22 protein-coding genes are annotated in these 24,483 nt (G+C 36.3%); 10 read left to right on the top strand and 12 right to left on the bottom strand.

Annotation, left to right across the window (positions count from 1 at the left end; all coding sequences use genetic code 11):
* Positions 1-44: 44 nt before the first annotated feature.
* From rplT to thrS, 5 genes are all read right to left on the bottom strand, one after another.
* On the bottom strand, positions 45-389 hold the full coding sequence (gene rplT / locus AC2A1G_RS10140; protein ID WP_262147379.1) for a 50S ribosomal protein L20: 345 nt from the start codon (positions 387-389) through the stop codon (positions 45-47).
* Positions 390-508: 119 nt separating this feature from the next.
* A complete protein-coding gene (rpmI, locus tag AC2A1G_RS10135; protein WP_027385360.1) occupies positions 509-706 on the bottom strand; it encodes a 50S ribosomal protein L35 in 198 nt (65 codons plus the stop codon).
* Between the two features lie 84 nt (positions 707-790).
* Positions 791-2,569, bottom strand: a complete 1,779-nt coding sequence (locus AC2A1G_RS10130; protein ID WP_484046799.1) for a glycosyltransferase family 39 protein — start codon at positions 2,567-2,569, stop codon at positions 791-793.
* A gap of 146 nt (positions 2,570-2,715) precedes the next feature.
* On the bottom strand, positions 2,716-3,216 hold the full coding sequence (infC, locus tag AC2A1G_RS10125) for a translation initiation factor IF-3 (protein ID WP_484046798.1): 501 nt from the start codon (positions 3,214-3,216) through the stop codon (positions 2,716-2,718).
* Between the two features lie 170 nt (positions 3,217-3,386).
* Positions 3,387-5,324 carry a threonine--tRNA ligase gene (gene thrS, locus AC2A1G_RS10120; RefSeq protein ID WP_484046797.1) on the bottom strand — a complete coding sequence of 646 codons (1,938 nt, stop codon included), beginning with the start codon at positions 5,322-5,324 and terminating at the stop codon, positions 3,387-3,389.
* 140 nt (positions 5,325-5,464) lie between these two features.
* On the opposite strand from thrS, the gene AC2A1G_RS10115 reads away from it, so the two are divergent.
* Entirely contained in the window at positions 5,465-6,439 is a 975-nt protein-coding gene (locus AC2A1G_RS10115) for a dipeptidase (RefSeq protein ID WP_484046796.1), read from the top strand.
* Between the two features lie 15 nt (positions 6,440-6,454).
* Here AC2A1G_RS10115 and AC2A1G_RS10110 read toward each other — a convergent pair whose 3' ends face one another.
* The 6 genes from AC2A1G_RS10110 to AC2A1G_RS10085 all read right to left on the bottom strand — a co-directional run bounded on the left by AC2A1G_RS10110 (position 6,455) and on the right by AC2A1G_RS10085 (position 12,819).
* Positions 6,455-6,637, bottom strand: a complete 183-nt coding sequence (locus AC2A1G_RS10110; protein WP_484046795.1) for a hypothetical protein — start codon at positions 6,635-6,637, stop codon at positions 6,455-6,457.
* Positions 6,638-6,650: 13 nt separating this feature from the next.
* Positions 6,651-7,256, bottom strand: coding sequence for a DUF4230 domain-containing protein (locus tag AC2A1G_RS10105; protein WP_484046794.1), 606 nt, complete (start codon positions 7,254-7,256; stop codon positions 6,651-6,653).
* Entirely contained in the window at positions 7,253-7,825 is a 573-nt protein-coding gene (locus AC2A1G_RS10100; RefSeq protein WP_484046793.1) for a thioredoxin family protein, read from the bottom strand. Before AC2A1G_RS10100 ends, AC2A1G_RS10105 begins: the two co-directional genes overlap by 4 nt.
* A 1-nt stretch (position 7,826) precedes the next feature.
* Complete coding sequence (locus AC2A1G_RS10095; protein WP_484046792.1) at positions 7,827-8,294, bottom strand: pyrophosphohydrolase domain-containing protein; 468 nt, start codon at positions 8,292-8,294, stop codon at positions 7,827-7,829.
* A 196-nt stretch (positions 8,295-8,490) separates the two neighbouring features.
* Positions 8,491-11,424: a reprolysin-like metallopeptidase gene (locus AC2A1G_RS10090; RefSeq protein ID WP_484046791.1), complete on the bottom strand. Its 2,934-nt coding sequence runs from the start codon at positions 11,422-11,424 to the stop codon at positions 8,491-8,493.
* Positions 11,425-11,679: 255 nt separating this feature from the next.
* Positions 11,680-12,819, bottom strand: a complete 1,140-nt coding sequence (locus tag AC2A1G_RS10085; protein ID WP_484046790.1) for an acyl-CoA dehydrogenase family protein — start codon at positions 12,817-12,819, stop codon at positions 11,680-11,682.
* A 188-nt stretch (positions 12,820-13,007) separates the two neighbouring features.
* Here AC2A1G_RS10085 and AC2A1G_RS10080 point away from each other — a divergent pair, with 188 nt between their 5' ends.
* A complete protein-coding gene (locus AC2A1G_RS10080) occupies positions 13,008-14,870 on the top strand; it encodes an endonuclease (RefSeq protein WP_484046789.1) in 1,863 nt (620 codons plus the stop codon).
* 1 nt (position 14,871) lies between these two features.
* Here AC2A1G_RS10080 and AC2A1G_RS10075 read toward each other — a convergent pair whose 3' ends face one another.
* Complete coding sequence (locus AC2A1G_RS10075; RefSeq protein WP_484046788.1) at positions 14,872-15,069, bottom strand: hypothetical protein; 198 nt, start codon at positions 15,067-15,069, stop codon at positions 14,872-14,874.
* A gap of 137 nt (positions 15,070-15,206) precedes the next feature.
* Here AC2A1G_RS10075 and amaB point away from each other — a divergent pair, with 137 nt between their 5' ends.
* The 8 genes from amaB to AC2A1G_RS10035 all read left to right on the top strand — a co-directional run bounded on the left by amaB (position 15,207) and on the right by AC2A1G_RS10035 (position 24,480).
* Entirely contained in the window at positions 15,207-16,757 is a 1,551-nt protein-coding gene (gene amaB / locus AC2A1G_RS10070) for an L-piperidine-6-carboxylate dehydrogenase (RefSeq protein WP_484046787.1), read from the top strand.
* 6 nt (positions 16,758-16,763) lie between these two features.
* Positions 16,764-17,252 (top strand): hypothetical protein, encoded by a 489-nt coding sequence (locus AC2A1G_RS10065; RefSeq protein WP_484046786.1) that lies wholly within the window; start codon positions 16,764-16,766, stop codon positions 17,250-17,252.
* Between the two features lies 1 nt (position 17,253).
* Positions 17,254-18,579, top strand: a complete 1,326-nt coding sequence (gene lat, locus AC2A1G_RS10060; protein ID WP_484046785.1) for an L-lysine 6-transaminase — start codon at positions 17,254-17,256, stop codon at positions 18,577-18,579.
* A 63-nt stretch (positions 18,580-18,642) separates the two neighbouring features.
* Complete coding sequence (locus tag AC2A1G_RS10055; RefSeq protein ID WP_056079956.1) at positions 18,643-18,873, top strand: DUF2007 domain-containing protein; 231 nt, start codon at positions 18,643-18,645, stop codon at positions 18,871-18,873.
* A gap of 178 nt (positions 18,874-19,051) precedes the next feature.
* On the top strand, positions 19,052-19,570 hold the full coding sequence (locus AC2A1G_RS10050) for an N-acetyltransferase family protein (RefSeq protein WP_484046784.1): 519 nt from the start codon (positions 19,052-19,054) through the stop codon (positions 19,568-19,570).
* Between the two features lie 122 nt (positions 19,571-19,692).
* Positions 19,693-20,148 carry a transcriptional regulator gene (locus tag AC2A1G_RS10045; RefSeq protein WP_484046783.1) on the top strand — a complete coding sequence of 152 codons (456 nt, stop codon included), beginning with the start codon at positions 19,693-19,695 and terminating at the stop codon, positions 20,146-20,148.
* A gap of 1 nt (position 20,149) precedes the next feature.
* A complete protein-coding gene (locus AC2A1G_RS10040) occupies positions 20,150-21,334 on the top strand; it encodes an efflux RND transporter periplasmic adaptor subunit (RefSeq protein ID WP_484046782.1) in 1,185 nt (394 codons plus the stop codon).
* Positions 21,334-24,480, top strand: coding sequence for an efflux RND transporter permease subunit (locus AC2A1G_RS10035; protein WP_484046781.1), 3,147 nt, complete (start codon positions 21,334-21,336; stop codon positions 24,478-24,480). Before AC2A1G_RS10040 ends, AC2A1G_RS10035 begins: the two co-directional genes overlap by 1 nt.
* The last annotated feature ends 3 nt before the right edge of the window (positions 24,481-24,483 follow it).

The following is a 24,483-nucleotide window of genomic DNA, read 5'->3' as shown; positions in this document are numbered from 1 at the left end:
AGCAAAAAACTCAGGATTTTATATTGATAACAAAATAGTTTAAATTATTTTACTTGATCTACAACAGCTTTGAAAGCCTCTGGATGATTCATTGCAAGATCTGCAAGAACTTTTCTGTTTAGCTCGATGTTGTTCTTTTTAAGAGCTCCCATAAACTGAGAGTAAGACATTCCGTGCTCTCTGGCTCCCGCGTTGATACGAGTGATCCAAAGAGATCTGAAATTTCTTTTCTTTTCTTTTCTACCACGGTAAGCATAAGACATTGCTTTTTCTACCGCGTTTTTAGCTACAGTCCAAACGTTTTTTCTTCTACCGAAAAAACCTTTAGCCTGCTTTAATACTTTTTTTCTACGAGCTCTTGAAGCTACGGAGTTTACTGATCTAGGCATAATGTAATTGTTTTTTTGAATTCAGCGCTGCTTATTTCATCAGACTTTTGGGCTGCAATTCAGGGTTAAATTGTTGAATTTGTTTGAATTCTTATAAACCGAATAAGGATTTATAAAAACTACTTAATTGCTAATTGACGCTTAACGCTTTTTTCGTCCACTTTCGCTACGTAAGAAGTAGTAGTAAGATTTCTCTTCTGCTTTGTTTCTTTTTTAGTCAAAATGTGGCTTTTGTAAGCATTTTTTCTTTTGATCTTACCAGAACCAGTAAGAGCAAAACGCTTCTTAGCACCTGATTTCGTTTTTAATTTTGGCATTGTTCTGCTTTTTTATGTTTTGTTATCAATATCGGATTGTGAATTTCTATACAGAAATATCGGTTTGCAAAGATACAAAATATATTAAACCCCCGAATCTAAAACGAGAGATTTTAATAATATTTTTTTGGAAGGTCGAAGTTCTATCAATAATTCTTTACCATGTTGTATAAAAGTACATTTCAAATCATCGCTTGATTGATTATTTATCTTTTTTAAAAACCAATTCGTTCCGTTAATATCATCAAGTTTTAAATAATAAATCCTGGAAGCTTCCAAAACTTTTAAAATTTCACCATTTTTAAAAACTGAAAACGAATCTTTATTGCTTGAAAACAAATATCCAGGGACGGTTATTTCGTTTTCTGATCTTTTAACTCCTGTATTTTGTGAATATTTATTAAAGTATAAAGTGTATGGGGTATTACCATCATGAATGGTTGATTCAATATATCTTTTTTTGAACAAATTATTTTTCCTTAGCTGTAGAGAGATATTAAACTGCACATCTTCAGCACGATTTCCGGTGTTTAAAATAATAATCTCAGGATTTCTCTTCATCACGTAATTGGCATCGCCAAGTTCATGTGCTAAAGATCCGTTTCCAAAGTTGGCAGGCGGATGACGGGGAATGTAGTAATCATTCAAACCAAACATATCAACCGTAGGTAGTTGTGAAGAATAGGGAATACACCCTGCTGCTGTCACTGCAATTAAGGTTTGTTTAGGGAAACTTTCTTTTAAATTTTCGCCAAGCTTCATTCCTACAAATTCCCATCGTTCTTCAACTGCATTGTGATTGGCAGGAATAAAATGTTGTAAAAAGCCATTTAAAATTAAGATAAAGCCAATAACATACTTTTGAATATTATTGGTTTGCTTGAAACTGATGTATTTTAAACCACAGCTAATTGCAAAAATAAATAAGATAACAGCGACGTAGTATTGTCTGTAAGCAGGAAAAATATCTCCGCCTACCAAAGTGATATACAATCCCCACGCTATTACATTGAGCAACAAAAATACGGCGAAGAGATCTTTCTTTTTGAAAACTGACAACCACAAGAAATACAATCCTGTTGCAGAAAGAATAAATGTCCCCAGAAAAGCTTTTAAATTATAAAATCCGCCTCGTAGAACGTGATGCAACGTAATTTTCACTTTAACTAATGCTGTGTTGGGAACAAACTCACCGTAGTAACTGTATCTGAACAATAACTGACTTGCCAAAAATAACGTCGGAATTGCGCCAGCAGTCAAAATGATTTTTAAAATTTTAGTTTTATCTTTTATATTGATTAAAAATAAAAATCCTGTGGCTGTTAAGGTGAAAAGAAAGCCATCCGGTCTTGTGATAGCCAAAAGTCCAAGCCAAAATGATAAGAAAAACAGTCTTTTAAAATTTTGATCTATAATTTTTGAAACTTCTGTCAAAACTAATGTCAAAAGTAAAATATAGAGCGGCTGTTCCAATCCGCCTATTGCCCAAACCATAAAGCATGGAGTGGTTACTAGTAAAATAATTGGAATAAAAACACTTTCTTTTTCTGTTAATCTGCTCCTTAAATAATTAAAAATTACAATTAAAGTTCCGATTGAACAAATAATACCTAAAATCCTGGCAGCCAATATTAAATCCAATCCCATTTTTCCCAGAAATGAAACAAGCAAAACCCACAGAAAATTAGAATAACCTTCAACGGGATGGCCGTCGTTCCATGAAAGTCCTTTTCCATCCAAAAAACGCTGAACATAACGGAGAGAAATCAGACTGTCATCAGAGATAAACGGATAATAGTATGCACATCCTAAACAGAACAATACTAAAATTATTAAAAAATAGAAATAGTAAACTGATTTCATCAGGTTTTAGTTTGAATAAAATTGCGAAATTAAATTGTTGTGCAAATTAACAAAAACGGATTTTAAGATCAAGACAGTTTAAAAGAATAGCATAAAAAAACCTCAAAAAATTGAGGTTTTAATATAGTTTTGAAAACTTAGTTCTGTTATTTCGCAGATTTTTTAGGGCTCATCATCATAATCATTCTTTTCCCTTCAAGTTTAGGAAGTTGATCTACTTTTCCTACGTGCTCCAATTCCTGAGCAAGTTTTAGAAGCAAAATTTCCCCCTGATCCTTAAAGATAATAGAACGGCCTTTAAAAAATACGTAGGTTTTCAGTTTAGAACCTTCTTCAAGAAATTTTTCGGCATGTTTTTTCTTAAACTCATAATCGTGCTCGTCTGTCTGAGGCCCGAAACGGATCTCTTTTACAACCACTTTTATTTGTTTAGCCTTCAGTTCCTTCTGCTTTTTCTTTTGCTCGTATAAGAATTTTTTGTATTCTAATATTCTTGCAATAAACGGTTCTGCCTTATCGGAAATTACTACCAAATCCAGATCTTGTTCTGCAGCAATTTGTCTTGCTTTATCGATAGGATAAATTCCCGGCTCTACGTTATCGCCCACCAAACGAAGCTCTCTCACACGAATTTTATCGTTGATCAAGTGTAAGTCCTCCTGTACAGGACGTCTTTGTGGGCCCCTGTTGTTAAATCTTTGTGCTATTGTATTATAATTTTATTGGTTAATTTTCTTTTATTGCAATTAGAGAATTCTTCTCCTAACTGCGTTTTCTATATCGAATTTTCGTTTCGCCAGTAGCCATCAGCTAAAAGCTATACGCTAAATTCAAATCCTGTCTTTGACTGTTCTTTAAAGTAAGTAACGAAGTTTTCAATGCTCATCGCACCCAAATCACCTTCGCCACGTCTTCTTACAGAAATTGTGCCATCATTCTCTTCATTTTCGCCTACAACAATCATGAATGGGATCTTCTTCAATTCTGCGTCACGGATCTTTTTACCCGTTTTTTCGTTTCGTTCGTCAATTAATCCGCTAATATCGTGATTTTCTAAAAGTTGTGAAACTTTTTTCGCATAATCTGTAAATTTTTCACTGATTGGAAGGATAATGAACTGATCCGGAGCCAACCACAACGGGAAATCTCCTGCTGTATTCTCTATTAGAATAGCAATAAATCTTTCCATAGAACCAAACGGCGCTCTGTGAATCATTACCGGTCTGTGCTTCTCGCCATCGCTTCCTGTGTACCAAAGGTCAAATCTTTCAGGCAAATTGTAATCCACCTGAATTGTTCCTAATTGCCATTTTCTACCTAAAGCATCCTTCACCATGAAATCCAGTTTTGGACCATAGAATGCTGCTTCACCATATTCAGTAACGGTTTTCAGACCTTTTTCTGTAGCTGCAGTTACAATTGCTGTTTCTGCTTTCTCCCAGTTTTCGTCAATTCCGATGTATTTCTCTTTATTTTCAGGATCTCTTAATGAAATCTGAGCTGTAAAATCAGCAAATCCTAATGAACCAAAAACATAAAGAACCAAATCAATTGTTTTCTTAAATTCATCCATCAGCTGATCCGGAGTACAGAATAAATGCGCATCGTCCTGAGTAAATCCACGAACTCTCGTTAAGCCATGAAGCTCTCCACTTTGCTCATATCTGTAAACAGTCCCGAATTCTGCATATCTTTTTGGCAAATCTCTGTAGCTCCATTGTGAAGTTTTGTAAATCTCACAGTGGTGCGGGCAGTTCATCGGCTTCAGCAAGAATTCTTCACCTTCATTTGGAGTTTTGATCGGCTGAAAGCTATCTGCACCATATTTATCCCAGTGACCAGAAGTTACATACAGTTCTTTCGAACCGATGTGTGGCGAAATTACAAATTCGTAACCTGCCTTTTTCTGAGCAACAGAAAGGAAATTTTCTAATTTCTTTCTCAAAGCAGCACCTTTAGGTAACCACAAAGGTAATCCCTGACCAACTTTTTCAGAGAAAGCAAAAATCCCTAATTCTTTACCTAATTTTCTGTGATCTCTTCTTTTTGCTTCTTCTAGAAGTTCAAGATATTCTGTTAATTCTTTCTGTTTCGGAAAAGAAATACCATACACTCTTGTTAATTGAGGGTTTTTCTCATTTCCTCTCCAGTAAGCACCCGCAGCATTTAAAACTTTAAAAGCCTTTACAATTCCTGTATTCGGAATGTGCCCTCCACGACAAAGATCTGTGAAATTATCGTGTGTTACAAAAGTAATTTCCCCATCGTTAAGATTTGAAATCAATTCTACTTTATAAGGATTGTCAGCATACGTTTTTAAAGCTTCTTCTTTAGAAACAGGATACAAAGAAAATGTTGATCCTTTTTTTGCATTTTCTAAAACTTTTTTCTCGATCTTTTCGAAATCTTTATCAGATAAACTCTCATCACCGAAGTCTACATCATAGTAAAATCCGTTTTCGATGGCAGGACCAATCGTTAACTTAGCGTTTGGATAAAATTCAAGGATAGCCTGCGCCAAAAGGTGGGCAGAAGAGTGCCAGAAAGCTTTCTTTCCAAGATCATCATTCCATGTTAAAAGCTGTAAGGTAGAATCTGTGGTTATAGGTGTGGTGATTTCTACTTGTGTACCGTTTACAACTGCGGAAATGGTATTTCTAGCCAATCCCTCGCTAATAGATTTTGCCACATCCAAAGGAGTCACTTCTCCTTCAAATTCTCTGACGCTTTGGTCTGGAAGTGTAATTTTTATCATTTTATACTAAGAAATTTTAGGATGCAAAAATACGTTTTTTTTATTTAAAACCGTACAAAACCGTATATTTGAATGAAGAATTAATGTTGAAATTTGCATAAAATCAATTTTAATTAAAACAAATATTTAAAACACAAATTATGAATGACTTCAATATCGACCTGCATTGCGACCTGTTATATTATTTATTGAGAGCAGATGCTAAGCTTGATGACAAAGAATTGGGCTGTTCTTTACCTTTTCTGAAAGATGGAAATGTAAGACTGCAGACAATGGCAATTTATGCCCCAACCGCCAAGTACAGTACTATTTTAGCTTTACATCAAAGTGAAATTTTTAAAGATCTCATCTCAAATTCTAATTTTTTTCATTTTAATCTTAATAATTATGATGAACCGGAAAACCGAAATAAGGTTGGGATATTGGCTTCAGTAGAAAACGCTTCTTCTTTTTGTGAGGAAGATTTTCATTTGGATGAAGGTTTTGAGAATTTAGAAAAAATCATTCAAAACACAAAAAATCTATTGTATATCGGCTTGACTCATCATTCTGAAAATCGTTTCGGAGGTGGAAATAATTCTGAAGCAGGTTTAAAAACTGACGGAAAAGTATTGATAGATTACTTAAATGAAAAGAAAATTGCGATAGATCTTGCTCATACAAGTGATCAGCTGGCTTATGATATTCTGAATTATATTGATCAGAGAAATTATAAAATTTCGATTTTGGCGAGTCATTCAAATTTTAGATCGGTTTACAGAAACAACAGAAATCTTCCTGACGAATTAGTTCAAGAAATTATCACCAGAAAAGGTTTGATTGGATTAAATTTCATTAAAGATTACATTGATGTACAGCATCCGGAAAGATTCTACAACCATATTCAATACGGTTTAGATTCAGATGCAATGGATAGTTTAGCTTACGGTGGCGATTTCTTTTACGACAAAAATCATCCGGACAAATCACGTTATCCTTTCTTCTTTAAAGATTTTGAAAATGCTACAGCTTATAATTCTATTAATAAGAGATTAAGCGAAGGGTTTTCGTCTGAAATTATGAATAAAATCAGTCACACGAATGCTTTAGATTTTATTAAAAGATTGTGGGCATAAAAAAATACTAAGCTTTCACTTAGTATTATCTGTTTTTCCTGATTTGTTTTTTGAGGATTTTTGTACGTCCTCTTTATCAACATCAGAAGGATTTTGTTTTTCTGAAGATGCCGGAATATCGCGGAAATCTTCATTCTGTTTTTTGGTTTCTGCAGAATTTGCAGATTCTTTCTTTTTATTATCTTCTTTTGAATCCATGATTTTGAATTTTTTAAAGTCCAAGAACACCGAGTTTTCCGGTCTGATCTTCGATTTTATAATTCAAAGCCTTTGCCAAAACAAAGATATTGTTTAAATTTTCCAAAAGCTGAACCTTCCCTTCATCACGAAGTTTATTCTGATCAATAGATTTTACCGCTGAAGCCTTTGCTTTTTGAGTAACACTTTTGATGTCTTTTTCAGTAATTCTGTTTACAAATGAATCATCCATTGACTGAATTTCCACGCTTGGCGTAATTCTGATTTCCGGATCGGGAAGTTCTTTGATAATCACTTTTTTATTGATAGAATCAACTTCCATTTTCATTTTATTCAGATCGTAAGAAACCTGCGCATTGGTTTTGGTGTAGGTAATGATGTTGTTGCTCGTCATTTCCGCACCCAAAAAAGTGTAACTGTACTTTGTTTTCTGTATTTCGGATGTATTTTGCTCCATCACCACCATTTTATTCATCTTGGTAATCTGGTTGGTAATGAGGTAATAATCTGAAGTTTCCTTTTTGTTATTTGGCGTAAAGCAAGATTTAAAACTAAAAAACAGGACTACCATCAAGATAATTCCTGCTAAAAATGCGATAGGTACTTTTATATTTCTCAAGACTTTGGTTTAAAAATTTCTTTGATAACAGAGCTGTCATCTTTTTTCAAAATATCTACCAGGTCTCTCTCGATGTATCCTGTGGTAGGCATTTCTATGATTCTACCAATTTCCTTGCCATATTTCTGTACGATAATCGTAGGGACTTTTTGGATGTTATACAGGCTTTCGTCGCCGGTAGGTGATTCTTTTTTTCTGTTAACGGCGATGATCGTAAGTTTTCCTTCTGGATATTTCAGTTCATCTAAAATTCTCATCAAACGTGGGAAATCTCGATGACTGTCTTCACACCATGTTCCCATAAAAACAATAAGATCGTAGCTTGTAAGCTTTGCTTTCCTTAAATCTTTGATTGCGTTTTGGTCTAAAGCATATTCGTCACGTTCCTTCACAAACCATGTAGAATACGGCTCTTTCAGAAACTGAGATTTCAGCTGATGTCCCAAAAGCATTTTCCCGTCTTCGGTAGTTTCCACTTCTCTGTTTACGACAACTTTTTGAGCGTTGATTTGCTCAGCAGCTAAAAACAGAGCAGATGCAGCAAATATTTTTGTAATTAATTTTTTCATTTTATTTTTCTAAAATTTGTGTAAGGTCGGCAGGAGAGTAGTATTTGCTTTTCAAAACTTTATGATCTGCTTTTCTGTAAACATTGTATTTCTCACCTGATTTTTCGTAGAACGATTCCACGTCTTTTTCTTTGTAAAAATCAACTGTTTCCTGAGCCTGAGCTTCATTTTCGCAGGCTTTAGACATATTCGAGCGCTGAACTTCATTGAAAAGCTCAACGAATTTTTCGCCTAAACCAAATTCAAGAACGGCACCGCTCAAAACGTACTGCAAATCACATAAAGCATCAGCAATTTCAACGATATCATTGTCTGCGATGGCTTGTTTTAATTCGTTTAATTCTTCCTGTAAAAGTTCAACTCTAAGGTTGCAACGGTCTGCTGAAGGGATTTGAGGGGTATCTAAAATTGGTGCTTTGAAAGTTGTATGAAATTCTGCCACTTGATTAAGGCTATCGATCTTCTCCATGAATATTTTTAAATTTAAAGCAAAGATAGTAATTTTATGAAATTTCTGTCGGGTGCCGGATGAGGGATGTCGGATGTAGAAAATTTTAGTTAATCAAGTGCTTTCAATTATTACTCATTGCTTATTACTCATTACCCATAAAAAAAAGCTGCCCGTTTCAGAGCAACTTCTCAATTTAAGGTTAAATAAACTGATTTTATTTTTTAATAAATCTTTTTGAAATTTCTCCAATCTGAATTACGTAGGCACCACTGATTAAGCTGCTTACATTCACAGAACCTCTTTCCAGTTTTCCTGAACGGATTACTTTTCCGCCCATGTCGAAAATTTTGTACTCTTCGTTGGTGGTGTTAGAAACATTTAAAATATCTCTTGCAGGATTTGGATACAATTTAATATCTGTAAACAAATCTTTAGTATCTGATTCACCTGTTCTTCCGGACGAAACAATATTTAAAGTATAATCTTCAACCTGACCGTACGTGTAAGAACCGCAAGATGAAGAAGGCACAGAATTGTACTGCATCATTACTCTCATTCTGGTTGTTCCTAATGCTGCAGAAGCAGGAATTGTAATTGATCCGGTTACCGGAGATGTTTGTGAACCTGTTTTAGTCCAAACCAGTTCGCCGCTGTCTGTGAAATCACCATCTTTATTGTAATCGATGTAAACGGCATATGCTTCATTATATTTAGTTGAAGTCCAAACCGGAGTTATTGAAACTGTGTACGCTGTACCTCTGGTCACATTCGTGGAGATCGCAGTGAAGTTTTCGTATCCAGCAGTTCCTGTGGAAGTGTTGTTGATGGTTCCGAATTTTACATTTCCAATTCTTTCATCTGAAGTATTGGTCGCTGCTGCTGAACAATATGAAACCGAAGTTCCCGCCAAAGTTGTCACGCTCACAGAGTTGCTTGCAGTGGAAACATTTCCTGCCGCATCTTTAGCTTTAACATTGAAGCTGTAAGTTGTGGAAGGTGTTAAACTCGTCACTGCGTAAGTCGTGGAAGCTGTAGAGCCAATTAAGGATGATCCTTGGTAAACATCATAACCCGTTACACCAAACACATCAGTTGCACCCGACCAAGAAAGATTTGTACTGGTAGAAGTGGTTCCTGAAGCGGCCAATGTTGGTGCTGTCGGTGGAGTAGTATCTATTGTTCCTGAACCTGCATTTACAGTAATATTCGCATTGTTGACATCGAAGAAAATATGATTTGAACCTTTCACCATAATTCTTCCTGTCGTAGTAGAAGCATTCGGAATGGTTACCGCCTGAGATCCATCGTTTGGAGTTCCCGAAAGAAGGATAGTCCATGTTGTTCCCGAATTGGTTGACCATAAAATATCTACGTAGGCAGCATTCACACCGTTTGCTGTAGTTCCGGCAACGTTCCATGTAACAGTTTGTGAAGTTCCGCCTGTGTATGATGTTGCAGAGTTTTGTGAACTTACAGTGAAAGGTCCCGCAGTTCCGTTGACAGTAATTACCGCGTCGTCAGAATTATTTCCTGAACCTCCCGCTTTGTTATCACGAACAGTAAATCTGAAATTGTAAGATCTCGCAACATTGGATAAAGCTTCAACAGTTATTTCTGAACCAGCCGTCGTTGTTGCTCCCGTTAAAACAGAAGCCATTCTCGGGAAATATCTGGTTGGAATTGTCTGCGGAGTCCATGATCTGAAGGTTGGTCCAGTTGCTTTGGTTGCGCTGGCTGCTGAATTGGCTGCTGTTTGAGAAGATGATGCGTTGTTCATCTGTTCCCAAATGTAGGTCAAAGCATCTCCGTTGGCATCAGTTCCTGTACCTGTCAACATAAACGGTGTTCCTTTCGGAATCGTATAGTCTGCTCCTGCATCTGCTGTAGGAATTGCATTTCCTGTGTTGGTGCTGGTTGGGCAGGTTTTAGCTTTAATATTATTCGTAATCTGCTGAATACTCACGGCATGAAAAAACGAATCTGAATGAGGCTGAACATCCTGAGCGGTAATTCCAGCATAACCCATGATCGTTGATCCTGAGCCAGGTTCCATATTAACTCCGGTTCCTTCGTTTCCGTGCGAGAAAGTGTGGTTTCCTCCAAACTGATGACCGAGTTCGTGAGCTACATAATCGATGTCGAAATTGTCTCCTGAAGGAATGCCGTCGGCTGGAGATGTATAACCACTGCCTTTAGAACCGTTCACGCAGACACATCCGATACATCCGGCATTTCCGCCACCTCCGGAAGCTCCGAATAAATGTCCGACGTCATAGTTGGCTTCTCCAATGACAGAAGTTAAAGTAGATTGTAACTGAGAATTCCAGTTGCTCATCTGAGCTGCTGCAGAATACGGATCTGTAGAAGCGTTGGTGTAAATTACAGCATCGTTATTGGCGATTAAAACCATTCTTGCAGAAAAATCTTTCTCAAATACGCCGTTCACTCGGGTCATCGTGTTGTTGATTGCGGCTAAGGCGTTGGCTTTTGTTCCTCCAAAATACGTGGTGTACTCACCGGTTGTTGACATGGCCAATCTGAAAGTTCTCAATTTTGCATCATCGGCGTTTGGTCTTAGAGCCAAACCATTTTCATTATTTAAAATTCCTTTTTGGGCTACGTCTAAAACAGTACATTCAAAAGTATTTAAATCAGATTTTTTATCAGATTTTCTGTAAACAGCGTAGGTCGAAAGGTCTTTTGTGTAAGGTTCAATGAAAACGGCTGATTTGTCGCCATAAATTTCCATAGATGACAAACCAAGAGGTGAAATACTGAAATAAATTGTCGAGCTGGAATCTTCCAGACCTTCACCGACATAAGATTTGATGTTTGGATATTTCGCAGCCAAAACAGGGTCAAAGTTTGAATTTTCTCTGACTTTGAAATTTTCCATTCTGCCTTCTGAGTTTGGAAAAGAGATGATGACTTCAGATTTTTCTCCGGCAGACAATCTTTTTGGAGCTTTTGCAAGGGCATTTTTTAATCCGTTAAAATCTAAAGTGAAAATTTTTGGACTGAGAAGAGAAGTTTTGTTTTCAACAATTTCAGCATTTGCTTTTGCGGATGTTGAAGTCCAAAGTCGGTCGGTTTGTGCGAATGAAATGCATGATGTAAGCATTCCAATCAACAATAGTTGTTTTTTCATATAAATCCTATTTTGTTTGTGGAGAATCAAAGCTAATAAAAATTATATTATCAAAAACAAAAGTAATTAAGAAAATTTTAGATAATTCGTTTAAAATTATATGCAATGCATTACACTAACTTTAAATTAAATCATTTATGTATGAGAAAAATTAAATTTAAAATTTCAAAATTGCTGTAATAATCGTGAATTACCTTAAAATAAGAAAACCGCCTTAAAAAAGACGGTCTTCATTTATAACAAATTAAATTCTGACTATTTTGTAATATCTCTTCCGATTACCAGTCTCTGGATCTCTGAAGTTCCTTCTCCAATGGTGCACAATTTAGAATCTCTGTAGAATTTCTCAGCAGGGAAATCTTTTGTATAACCGTAACCACCGAAAATCTGTACGGCGTTGTTTGAAATTCTTACACAAGCCTCAGAAGCGTACAGTTTTGCCATCGCACCTTCTTTGGTCATTTTTTGCTTCGCATTTTTCAATGTAGAAGCTCTCTGAATCAACAGTTCTGCGGCATCAATCTCAGTTGCCATGTCTGCCAACATAAAGTTGATCGCCTGAAATTCTGAAATCGATTTACCGAACTGTTTTCTTTCTTTAGCATATTTCAAAGCTGCTTTGTAAGCACCTCTTGCAGTTCCCAAACTCAATGCAGCGATAGAAATTCTACCACCGTCCAAAATTTTCATCGCCTGTTTGAAACCTTCTCCAACTTCACCTAAACGGTTGGCATCTGAAACACGAACGTTATCAAAAATAAGCTCAGCTGTTTCTGAAGCTCTCATTCCAAGCTTGTTTTCTTTTTTACCTGAAGTAAAACCAGCCATCCCTTTTTCTAAAACGAATGCAGTAGAGTTATTTTTTGCTCCGATTTCTCCGGTTCTTGTCATAACAACAGCAATATCACCTGAAATTGCGTGTGTGATAAAGTTTTTTGCTCCGTTGATTACCCATTCGTCGCCATCTTTCACAGCGGTTGTAGACATTCCACCTGAATCTGAACCTGTGTTGTGTTCTGTCAATCCCCAGGCTCCGATCACTTTACCTGAAGCCAGTTGTGGCAACCATCTCTGTCTTTGTTCTTCATTGGCAAATTCGTAGATGTGATTGGTGCAAAGTGAGTTGTGAGCAGCCACAGAAAGACCGATAGAAGGGTCAACCTGAGAAATTTCGTCAAGGATGGTTACATACTCATGATATCCAAGACCAGAACCGCCATATTCTTCAGGAATTACAATTCCCATAAAACCCATTTCTCCTAATTGGTGGAACAATTCTTTAGGGAAAGTCTGGCTTTCGTCCCATTCCATAATATTAGGTCTGATGTTTTTCTCAGCAAAGTCTTTCGCCGTTTCGGCTATCATTTTAATGTTATCCATTGTTTCTGTGTTCATATCTGTAAAAAGTTTCTGCCCAAAGATAAATAAATTGACGAAATAGCAAAATATTTATAGAGGACAGTATGTTTTAGTTTTAAATAATTTGTTATCAATGATTTAATGTTTTAATTAATATATTTTTAATACTTAACATAATATATAGATTGCAATAAAATCTTACCTTAGCAACCCAATTTTAAGATATGAAGAAATTTTTATTCTCTGCTGTGTTTTTATCTGCTATTTTATCAGCCCAAGCTCCGGCTGGTTATTACGACGGAACGACGGGTCTTACAGGCTATGCTTTAAAAACGAAACTGCACGATATTATTTCAGCCAAAAATATCAACTGGCATTATGGTGATTTGCCAAATTATTACAATCAGACAGATTTAGATAAATATTACGATCACGGACCGGGCAATACAACAATTTTGCTGGATATCTACTCTGAAATCCCTGCGGGACCAGATTCTTACGAATATACTTCGGCAAACCTTATCAGTACTTCCGGTGCAGAGGGCTTGGGCTACAACAGAGAGCATGCAGTTCCACAAAGTACGTTCAACAGTAATTATCCGATGTATTCTGATTTACATTTTGTAATTCCTACGGATGCGAGAATTAATCAGTTAAGGAATAATTACCCTTATGGAATAGGAAATTCTACAAATCATTATAATTTTTCAAATACTTCGAGAATGTCTAACAGTGCAATCCCGAATTATGCCTATACCAACCGTGTCTATGAACCAATCGCTGAGTTCAGAGGTGATATTGCCAGAATGCTTCTTTATTTTGCAGTGAGATATGAAGATAAATTGTCTTCCTTTAATACTTCTACAAATATAAATCCTGCAATGGACAGATCTGCATTTGACGGGACTGCCGAGCGTGCTTTTGAGCCGGGCTATATCACCATGTTGTTGCAATGGCATCAGCAGGATCCTGTTTCTCAAAGGGAAATTGACAGAAATAATGCAGTTTTTGCTATTCAGAATAATAGAAACCCTTTTGTTGATAATCCGCAATGGATTAACGCAATTTGGTTGCAGACACCCGATAATGTTGCGCCTCAGGCTCCGTCAAACTTAAATTCTACGCTGACTGGTGCTGGTTTTACTAACTTATCATGGTCGCCAAGCACGAGTACAGATGTTATTGGTTACAATATTTTTCAAAACGGAACATATCTTACGACAACAAAATCAAATTCGATTATCATTGATCATCTTACTGCTTCAACAACGTATAATTTTACTGTTAAAGCTTACGATGCAGGATATTTGCTGTCTGCGGACAGTAATTCTGTAGCAGTTTCCACTCTTGCAACAGATACCAATTCAAAAGATCTTTACATTACAAAATATATAGAAGGAACAGGTGACAATAAAGCAATTGAAATCGTAAACAAAACCGGTCACGAAGTTGATTTGAATAATTACAGCATCCGTGTTCAATATTACAACAGCACCGTTCCTGTTTATTATTATGGGAACAGTTTTGAACTCGAAGGGAAAATTCCTAACAATGCAAGTTATGTGATCTTAAATCCCAAAGCTTCACTTTCATGTTATACCAATACCAATGCAGATTTCCTTACCGCGGGAGATGCTATGACTTTTTCCGGAACTCAGTATGTGGAATTAAATTATAAATCAACGACGGTAGATGCCATTGGAAGCAGGTTTGTGAGCAATTCACTTGGTGATGTTTCTCTATACAGAAAAAATACTGTCACACAACCGAATACAAGTTTCATAATTGGTGAGTGGGATTCTTATGGTGTGAATTACTGTCAGAATTTGGGTACGCTTTCAGTTTCTGATTTGGTTTCAGGGAATAATGAATTCAAAATTTATCCAAATCCTGTTTCTGATTATATTTCTGTCAGTGGAAATGTAGAGAATGTGAAAAAGGCTCAGATTCTAGATTATTCAGGGAAATTGATTTATACTGAACACAATCCGTTTAAAAACAGGAAAAATATTTCGGTACAGAATCTTGCCAGCGGAAATTACATCCTTAATCTGGATGGGAAAACTTTTAAATTTATAAAGAAGTAGATTAACCGAATAGGTTTGCGAAGTAATTGTTGATCACAGTCCAGAAATTTTTACCCAGAAAATAAATCAGGATAGAAGTGATGATCCCTTTTACTGTGAAGAAAATGATGCCGCCGACGCCGAATTTCTTCACCAGCTGCTTCCATTTGGATTTTTTCTTTTCTTCAGTTCCCTCATCAAGTACCTTGTTGTTTTCCATCTCTGAATTTCAAATGATTACTGCACAAAGATAAACATGTTTATAATCATTCCAAATAATTTTGATTTTAAATTTTATAAATTTTTTCTGGTACGGGATATTTTTTTATCTTAGGCAAAACGAAAAGTAAAATTTTTATGTCAAAAAAAGTCAAAGATTTCGGAATTGAAAAATCATTAAAAAATTTAGGAATCAAAGATGAAAACAAAGGAACTTCTACTGGAGGTAAATTTTTTGCATCAGGAAAAACAATAGAAAGTTATTCTCCGGCAGACGGAAGATTAATAGGAAAAGTAAAATTATCGGGTGAAAAAGATTACGACAAAGTAATGGAATCTGCCCAAAAAGCCTTTCTGGAATTCAGAACAATGCCCGCACCAAAAAGAGGCGAAATCGTACGCCAGCTCGGGCAGAAATTAAGAGATTATAAAGACGACCTCGGCAAACTTGTTTCCTACGAAATGGGAAAATCTCTGCAGGAAGGTCTTGGTGAAGTTCAGGAAATGATTGATATCTGCGACTTTGCAGTTGGTTTATCAAGACAGCTTCATGGCTACACCATGCATTCCGAAAGACCTGGTCACAGGATGTACGAGCAATATCATCCGCTTGGTATCGTAAGCATTATTACAGCATTTAATTTTCCGGTTGCAGTTTGGGCGTGGAACACAGCATTAGCCTGGATTTGTGGAAACGTTACCATCTGGAAACCATCAGAAAAGACACCTCTCTGTGCGATTGCCTGCCAGAATATTATGAATGAAGTTTTAAGGGAAAACAATCTTTCCGAAGGAATTTCAAGCGTATTGGTTGCAGATCATGAGATCGGACAAAAATTGGTGGATGACAAACGTGTTGCTTTGGTTTCATTTACCGGTTCTACAAGAGTCGGAAGAATGGTTTCTTCTAAAGTAGCTGAAAGATTCGGTAAATCAATCCTTGAATTGGGTGGAAATAATGCGATCATCATTTCTAAAGATGCCGATTTGGACATGTCAATCATCGGGGCAGTTTTTGGAGCCGTGGGAACTGCCGGACAAAGATGTACATCTACAAGAAGACTGATTATTCATGAATCTGTCTATGATGAAGTGAAAAACCGTCTGGCAAAAGCTTACGGACAGTTAAAAATCGGAAATCCTTTAGACGAAAATATGCACGTGGGACCGCTTATTGACGTTGAAGCAGTAAATCAATATGAATTGGCTATTGAAAAATGCAAAGCAGAAGGCGGAAAATTTGTCGTTGAAGGAGAAGTTTTAGAAGGAAAAGATTACGAATCCGGCTGTTATGTAAAACCATGCATCGCAGAAGTTGAAAATTCTTTCGAAATCGTTCAGCACGAAACGTTTGCACCGATTTTATATTTAATTAAATATTCAACTTTGGAAGAAGCGATTGCGATTCAGAATGATGTTCCTCAGGGACTTTCTTCGGCAATTATGACTACAAATTTGAGAGAAGCGGAATTATTCCTTTCACACGCAGGTTCAGACTGTGGAATTGCCAACGTGAATATCGGAACTTCAGGTGCTGAAATCGGTGGAGCTTTCGGTGGTGAAAAAGAAACCGGCGGAGGCAGAGAATCAGGCTCTGATGTCTGGAAATACTATATGAGAAGACAAACCAACACTATCAATTACACCGCAAGTCTTCCATTGGCTCAGGGAATTAAATTTGATTTATAAAGTACAATGAAGAGATTATTATTGACTGTTTTTTTCTTATTATCTATTTTTTGTTTTGCTCAAGATGCAGATGAGAAAGAAATTTATTCTTTAATAATCAACAGTTTTCCTGAAAAAGAACTTAAAATTAATAACAAAGTTTATTTCGTGGGCTACGAGATTTCTGATGATGAAGAATACAGAATGTACATGAGGAAATTTTTATTTCTAAAAAAAAGTACCTGTAAAAACTTTATTAAAAATAAGGCAATCAAAAGCATAATTAATAATAATTTCTCTACAGAGAAAAAAATTATTATGACAGACACTAAGGATGAGGAATCGCTCCGTTTTTCCAATATTGGCTTTAGTGAGAATAAGGATCAAGCATTTGTTCAATACAGAAAAAAGGAAACTTATTATGTGCTTTTTGATTTAAAAAACGGAAAGTGGTCTTTAAAAACGAAAATAAACAATCAATATTTTTTAAAATTCATCAATAACAATTTAAATTAATATGGATAACATAATTGAAATTCAAACAAATAAAATAAAAGAAACAGTCGGTAAACACGTTTTAGCAGACGGTTTCGACTTTGTAATGGATATTGAAAACTCTCACGGATCGTGGATTCATGATTCAGTTTCAGGGAAAAATTTTCTGGATATGTTTTCAATGTTCGGCTCGGCTTCCATCGGTTACAACCATCCTTATTTAGTAGAAAAATCTGAATGGCTGGGAAAAATGGCAGTCAACAAACCTACTTTGGCAGATGTTTATTCTAAAGAGTATGCTCAGTTTCTTGAAACTTTCGAAAGAGTAGTGATGCCTAAAGAACTTCAGTACGCATTCTTTATTGAAGGCGGAGCTATGGGCGTTGAAAATGCTATGAAAGCGTGCTTCGACTGGAAAACGAGAAAAAATTTCGAAAAAGGTTTAGACATCGAAGCAGGCATCTGCATCCATTTCAGACAGGCATTCCACGGAAGAAGCGGTTACACTTTAAGTTTAACTAATACTTCAGATCCAAGAAAATATCAGTATTTCCCGATGTTTGACTGGCCAAGAATTTTGAATCCTAAATTACATTTTCCAATCACCGAAGAAAATTTAGAGGAAACCATTAAAAATGAAAATCTCGCTTTAATTCAGATTACAGAAGCTATTCTTTCAAATCCGGATAAAGTGGCCTGTATTATTATTGAACCTATTCAGGCTGAAGGTGGAGACAATCATTTCAGAGACGAATTTTTTGTTGGTTTGAGAAAAATCTGTGATGAGCATGAAGTCCTGTTAATTTTTGACGAAGTTCAGACAGGCATCGGAATCACCGGAAAAATGTGGGCTTTTGAACATTTAAGTGTAAGACCGGACATTATTTCTTTTGGAAAGAAAACGCAGGTTTGCGGTGTTTTGGCAAATAAAGAAAAATTTGACGAGATCCCGAATAATGTTTTCAGAGAAAGCTCAAGAATCAATTCTACTTTTGGTGGAAATTTAATTGATATGCTCCGTTTCCAATTGGTAATGGAAGTGATTGAGAAAGAAAATCTTTTGGAAAATGCCAATACCGTTGGTGAATATCTTTTGGAAGGTTTGCAGAAATTAGCACAAAAATATCCTGAAAAACTGTCTAACGCAAGAGGAAAAGGTTTGATGTGTGCAATAGATTTGCCATCCGGCGAGCACAGAGATAAAATCAGGAATGTACTGTACGATGATGGTTTAATCATTCTTTCATGTGGTGATCAGTCTATCCGCTTCAGACCACATTTGAATGTTACAAAAGAAGAAATTCAGATTGCTTTAGACAAAATCGAGAACAATATTAATAAAATTTAAAATTCCGAAATTTGGAATTCTGAAAAAAACGTCCTATATTTAGATACTCAAAATGTATATTATATGGAACGTAACACGAGAGTATCAGTATTTGAAAGCGATAAGCCGGCAGAAATTCAGTTGATTAAGTCTAAACTTGATGAAGCGGAAATTGCCAATGCAACAGAAAACAATTATCTAACCTTTACAACAACGCCCACAGCAACATCGTTGAAGGTAATGGTTGACTTGCAGGATGAGAAAAAAGCATTCGATGTTATTGATGCTTATCTTCAGCAAAGTGAAAATAAATGAAAACAATTTCATAATTTTAAATTTTACTACTTCGGAACCGAAAATTAATTCATATTAGTTTTCGGTTTTTTTTAGTGCCAATGTTTGATTAATATATTTCTTAATGAATTTTTAATGTGAAATTTTTGGCATTAATTGTGTTATTTCCCAATTTTCAAGTTTGTAATAAAAACTTTATATGACTCATAAAAACGAAATCCATTTTAGAAAAGCAAATACCTCAGACATTGATGTTATTTGGGAAATTATTCAGCAATCGATCGAACGTAGAAGAAAAGATGGGAGCAAGCAATGGCAGAACGGTTATCCCAATTTGCAAACGATAGAAAGCGATGTCTCAAAAGGTTTTGGATTTGTTCTTACAGTCGATGATGAAGTGGCGGTTTATGTAGCATTAATATTTAATGATGAGCCTGCCTACAGCTCTATTGAAGGAGCGTGGCTTACAACCGGAGAGTTTGTAGTTGTGCATAGAGTGGCTGTTTCAGAAAACTTTGCCGGACAGGGACTGGCGAAAAAACTCTTCGATTACATTGAAGAGTTCACAAGGTCTCAAAATGTTTTGAGTATAAAAGTTGATACGAATTATGACAACGATGCGATGCTTAAAATTTTAGAGTCTAAAGGTTATACTTATTGTGGTGAAGTTTATCTTGCAGGAGGCGTAAGAAAAGCTTTTGAAAAAGTGTTGATTTAAAAAAACAGTAAAAGTTAAATCTGTTTTCATTGATTCTTTATCAAACACTTTATTTATAAACTCTATCAAGTTTGTTCGTTTAGTTTCGAACTAATTTCTACATTTGTTCAAAATTTTCTACAATGAAAAAAAGTTTAGAGGTTGATGAGAAAATATTTCAGGATGCCGTAAAATTTTACGGAACTGTTCTCAATTTACCTCCTTTGGCTTCAAAAATATATTCCTACCTGATTTTCGATTTTGATAAGGTGGGAATTACTTTTGATGAGTTTGTTGAGGTCTTCTCAGCAAGCAAAAGTTCAGTTTCTACAAGTCTTGTCTTACTTCTAAATTCAGAATTAATCGTTGATATCAATAAAATGGATGAAAGGAAACGCTATTTTTTTGCCAACGATGATTATAAGAAAATAAGGTTTGAAAGAATTGTCCAGAAAATGCAGGATGAATTAAAACTGATGGATGATCTGAAAAAATTCAGAAAAGCAGAACACAAAGAAGATGATGAAAGAATAGATGTTTACAAAGCACTCTTAAATAAAAGCATATCAAATATACAGGAATCTCTTAATAAACTATAAAATGAACAACAAACTAATCATACTTTCTGTAGCATCGCTTTCTTTGGCGTCTTGCAAGAAAGAAGAGCCTAAACAGGATGCTGCAAAGGCTTTTCCGGTGGTAAAGGTTGAAACCAGAAACATCACGGGCTACCAGACTTTTCCGGCAAGCATTCAGGGTAAGGTCAACAATGATGTCCGTGCTAAAATTCAGGGTTACATCACTCAGGTTTTGGTAGATGAAGGACAATATGTGACCAAAGGTCAGGCATTATTCCGTCTGGAAACTAATACTTTAAATGAAACTGCAGCCGCAGCAAAAGCAGGTGTTGGTGCAGCACAGTCCAACATCGCAGCAGCTCAGGCAGCCGTAAATGCCGCTCAGGTAGAAGTTAACAAACTGAAACCGTTGGTTGACAAGAAAATCATCAGTAATGTTCAGCTTCAGACTGCTCAGGCCAATCTCGCTCAGGCTCAGGCACAGGTTCAGCAGGCAAAAGCTGCGAGAGAGCAGGCGAATGCCAATTATAAAGGTGCTGCTGCTAACGTAGATTATTCGATTATTCGTGCACCTATTTCCGGTGTTGTCGGGAAATTACCTTTAAGAGTGGGAAGTTTGGTTGGACCTTCTGATCAGACTGCTTTAACGACAGTTTCAGATACCTCAGAAATCTATGCTTATTTTTCAATGAATGAAAAAGAGTATTTTGATTTCCTTGAGAAATCTCCGGGAGCTTCAATGTCTGAAAAAATTAAGAATATTCCGATGGTTGAGCTTGAATTGGCGAACGGAAGTTTATATCCTGAAAAAGGTAGAGTGGAAGCCATCACCGGACAAATTGATCCTACGACAGGAACCATTCAGTTCAGAGTTTCATTTACCAATGCTTCAAAACTTTTAAGCAACGGAAACAGCGGTAAAATAAGACTTCCAAAATATTACAACAATGTTTTGGTTGTACCTGAAGGAGCAACTTACGAACAACAGGGAATCGTTTATGTTTATAAAGTGGATAAAGACACCGCTAAAAATGCTGTGGTAAATATCATAGACAGAATCGACAATCTAGCTTTAATAAAAGATGGTGTAAAACAAGGTGATGCGGTAGTGGCAGCGGGTACAGGAACTTTGAAAAACGGAACTCCGGTAAAACCACAGCCTACGACTACTGACGAAATCGTGAAATCTATAAAACCGAAATTCTAATGATAAAAAACTTTATTAACAGACCGGTTTTATCCACAGTAATCTCCATCCTGATTGTAATACTCGGGGTTTTGGGACTTACTGCCCTTCCGGTGACACAGTATCCGGATATTGCACCGGCAACAGTGAGTGTAAGAGCAACTTACACAGGAGCCAACGCCGAAACCGTAATGAAAAGTGTCGTTGTTCCTTTAGAAGAGCAGATCAACGGGGTTGAAGGAATGGATTACATTACTTCAACTGCAGGAAACGACGGCTCTGCACAAATTCAGGTGTTTTTTAAACAGGGTGTTGATGCAGATATTGCTGCAGTAAACGTTCAAAACAGGGTTTCCAGAGCGAGCCCATTACTTCCAAGTGAAGTTACACGTTCCGGAGTTGTTACTCAGAAGCAGCAGACGAGTGCATTGATGTACCTTTCTTTCTATTCTGAAAACAAAAATATCGATGACGTTTATCTTCAAAACTTTTTGAATATCAACGTTATTCCAAATCTCCAAAGGATTAATGGAGTAGGTGAAGCCAACGTTTTTGGAGGTAAAAATTATTCAATGAGAGTTTGGCTCGATCCTGCAAAATTAGCAGCTTATGGAATTACGCCAACCGAAGTGACCAACGCAATCAACGATCAGAGTAGAGAAGCGGCGGCCGGATCATTAGGACAAAACAGCGGAAGTTCTTTTGAATACATCATTAAATATGTCGGAAAATTCAGTGAAAAGGAACAATATGATGATATCATTATTAAATCTCTTCCGGACGGACAGAATTTAATGCTGAAAGATGTTGCTAAAGTAGAGTTAGGTGGGCTTTCTTACTCAGGAGTGGGTGAAAACGGAGACAATCCATCCATCAGTATGGGGGTTTTCCAGACTCCGGGATCAAATGCTCAGGAGATTATTGAAAACATTAAAAAACAGCTTAAAGAAAATGAAAGTTCATATCCTGAGGGTGTAAAATATACATTTAACTTTGATACCAATGAATTCCTGGATGCATCTATTGAAAAAGTTATTCATACTTTAATTGAAGCATTTATCCTGGTATTTATTGTAGTTTATATTTTCTTACAGGATTTCAGATCAACATTGATTCCGGCAATTGCGGTTCCGGTTTCAATTGTAGGAACATTCTTTTTCCTGAATTTATTCGGATATTCATTAAACCTTTTAACGCTATTTGCCTTGGTATTGGCAATTGGTATTGTGGTTGATGATGCGATTGTCGTCGTCGAAGCCGTTCACGCCAAGATGGAAAATGGTATTTCTGATGCTAAAAAAGCAACGGTTGAGGCGATGGATGAGATTACCGGAGCGATTATCTCAATTACTTTGGTAATGGCAGCGGTATTTATTCCGGTAACATTTATTACAGGGCCTACCGGTGTGTTTTATCAGCAGTTTGGTATTACTTTAATTATTGCGATTATAATTTCGGCAGTGAATGCATTGACATTGAGTCCGGTTTTATGTTCATTATTCTTAAAACCTCATGACGAGCATCATAAAGAATATAAAGATTTAAATTTCATTAAAAAGTTCTTTTATAAATTTAATATTGGTTTTAAAACCGCTACAGAACGTTACGGTAGAGGATTTAATTTCTTGATTAAACACAAATGGGTAACCTTAGTTATTCTTGTTGTTACTGGAGGAATTATCTATTGGGCAAACGGAAGCATGAAAAAAGGTTTCGTACCAACGGAAGACAGAGGAATTATCTTTACAGACGTTCAGCTGCCGCCAGGAGCATCGATGGAAAGAACTTACACCGTTCTGAAAACTTTACAAAAAGAAGCCTTGAAAATTCCTGGAATTCAGAATGTAACTATTTCTACAGGTAGAGGATTATTATCAGGAAACGGTAGTAATAATGGTCTTGCTTTCGTAAAATTGAAACCTTTTGATGATAGAAAAGGTGATGGATTATCATCTGATGAAATTACTAAGAGATTATTTGGTTTAGCAGGAAAAGTTCCCGACGCGAAAGTAGTATTCTTCCAGCCTCCAAGTGTACCGGGATTCGGTAACAGTGCAGGTTTTGAAATGGTTCTTTTAGATAAATCGGGAGGTGATTTTGCACAGTTGGATGCTAAAACGAATGAATTTATCGGAAATTTAATGCAAAGACCCGAAATTGAATTTGCCCAAACATCATTCAATACAAAATATCCTCAGTATTTAATGGAAATTAATGTTCCGTTAGCTAAACAAAAAGGTGTTTCTGTAAACGACATCCTATCTGCAATGCAGGGTTATATTGGTGGAATTTACAGCGCCGACTTTACAAAATACGGAAAACAGTTCAGAGTAATGATTCAGGCGCTTCCGGAAGACAGAGCGGATGCGGCGAATCTTAATCAGTATTATGTGAAAACGAGTTCCGGAGAAATGTCGCCAATTTCACAGTTTGTGAGCTTGACAAAAACGTACGGACCACAATCTGTTGGTCGATACAACTTGTTCACGTCAGTGAAAATTACCGGAGCCAACAAAGCAGGCTATAGCTCAGGAGATGCGATTACAGCGGTTCAGGCGGTAGCTAACGAAACACTGGATCAGAATTATGATGTAGAATTTACTGGTCTTACCAGAGAAGAATTAAGCTCAGGATCTCAAACTTTATTGATCTTTGCTTTAAGTTTGGTGTTTGTTTATTTTATTCTTTCTGCTCAGTACGAAAGTTATATTTTACCTTTGGTAGTGGTAATTTCACTTCCTCTTGGTGTAATGGGAGCCTATTTCGGACAGAAAATAATGGGTCTTGAAAACAACATTTACTTCCAGATTGCATTGATTATGTTGGTCGGATTATTGGCTAAAAATGCGATTTTGATTATCGAATTTGCAGTTCAGAGAAGACATCACGGTGAAACTATTGTTGAATCTGCCATTAATGCCGCAAAAGCGAGATTGAGACCAATTTTAATGACATCATTAGCATTTATCTTCGGCTTATTACCATTGGTTTTAGCAAGCGGAATTGGTGCTGTGGGTAACAGATCAATCGCAACAGGTGCTTCAATTGGATTGTTGATAGGTACTATTTTAGGAGTTTTCGTAATTCCTGTTTTGTACGTAGTTTTCCAGACTTTGCAGGAAAAAATCAAACCAATTAAACCGAAAGAAATCAATTTAGCCGAATAAAAA

Source organism: Chryseobacterium sp. HNCC26DJ240 (genome assembly GCF_057180485.1).
The sequence above is the reverse complement of the archived record's forward strand: the minus strand, read 5'-3'. Positions and strand labels throughout refer to the sequence as shown.

Coding starts and splice junctions, on each gene's coding strand:
- AC2A1G_RS10080 (WP_484046789.1), top strand. CDS start 13,008: ATGAAGAAATTTTTATTCTCTGCTGTGTTTTTATCTGCTATTTTATCA.
- thrS (WP_484046797.1), bottom strand. CDS start 5,324: ATGATAAAAATTACACTTCCAGACCAAAGCGTCAGAGAATTTGAAGGA.
- AC2A1G_RS10035 (WP_484046781.1), top strand. CDS start 21,334: ATGATAAAAAACTTTATTAACAGACCGGTTTTATCCACAGTAATCTCC.
- AC2A1G_RS10115 (WP_484046796.1), top strand. CDS start 5,465: ATGAATGACTTCAATATCGACCTGCATTGCGACCTGTTATATTATTTA.
- AC2A1G_RS10065 (WP_484046786.1), top strand. CDS start 16,764: ATGAAGAGATTATTATTGACTGTTTTTTTCTTATTATCTATTTTTTGT.
- AC2A1G_RS10050 (WP_484046784.1), top strand. CDS start 19,052: ATGACTCATAAAAACGAAATCCATTTTAGAAAAGCAAATACCTCAGAC.
- AC2A1G_RS10100 (WP_484046793.1), bottom strand. CDS start 7,825: ATGAAAAAATTAATTACAAAAATATTTGCTGCATCTGCTCTGTTTTTA.
- lat (WP_484046785.1), top strand. CDS start 17,254: ATGGATAACATAATTGAAATTCAAACAAATAAAATAAAAGAAACAGTC.
- AC2A1G_RS10075 (WP_484046788.1), bottom strand. CDS start 15,069: ATGGAAAACAACAAGGTACTTGATGAGGGAACTGAAGAAAAGAAAAAA.
- AC2A1G_RS10085 (WP_484046790.1), bottom strand. CDS start 12,819: ATGAACACAGAAACAATGGATAACATTAAAATGATAGCCGAAACGGCG.
- AC2A1G_RS10040 (WP_484046782.1), top strand. CDS start 20,150: ATGAACAACAAACTAATCATACTTTCTGTAGCATCGCTTTCTTTGGCG.
- AC2A1G_RS10045 (WP_484046783.1), top strand. CDS start 19,693: ATGAAAAAAAGTTTAGAGGTTGATGAGAAAATATTTCAGGATGCCGTA.
- AC2A1G_RS10055 (WP_056079956.1), top strand. CDS start 18,643: ATGGAACGTAACACGAGAGTATCAGTATTTGAAAGCGATAAGCCGGCA.
- AC2A1G_RS10130 (WP_484046799.1), bottom strand. CDS start 2,569: ATGAAATCAGTTTACTATTTCTATTTTTTAATAATTTTAGTATTGTTC.
- AC2A1G_RS10090 (WP_484046791.1), bottom strand. CDS start 11,424: ATGAAAAAACAACTATTGTTGATTGGAATGCTTACATCATGCATTTCA.
- AC2A1G_RS10110 (WP_484046795.1), bottom strand. CDS start 6,637: ATGGATTCAAAAGAAGATAATAAAAAGAAAGAATCTGCAAATTCTGCA.
- rpmI (WP_027385360.1), bottom strand. CDS start 706: ATGCCAAAATTAAAAACGAAATCAGGTGCTAAGAAGCGTTTTGCTCTT.
- amaB (WP_484046787.1), top strand. CDS start 15,207: ATGTCAAAAAAAGTCAAAGATTTCGGAATTGAAAAATCATTAAAAAAT.
- rplT (WP_262147379.1), bottom strand. CDS start 389: ATGCCTAGATCAGTAAACTCCGTAGCTTCAAGAGCTCGTAGAAAAAAA.
- AC2A1G_RS10095 (WP_484046792.1), bottom strand. CDS start 8,294: ATGGAGAAGATCGATAGCCTTAATCAAGTGGCAGAATTTCATACAACT.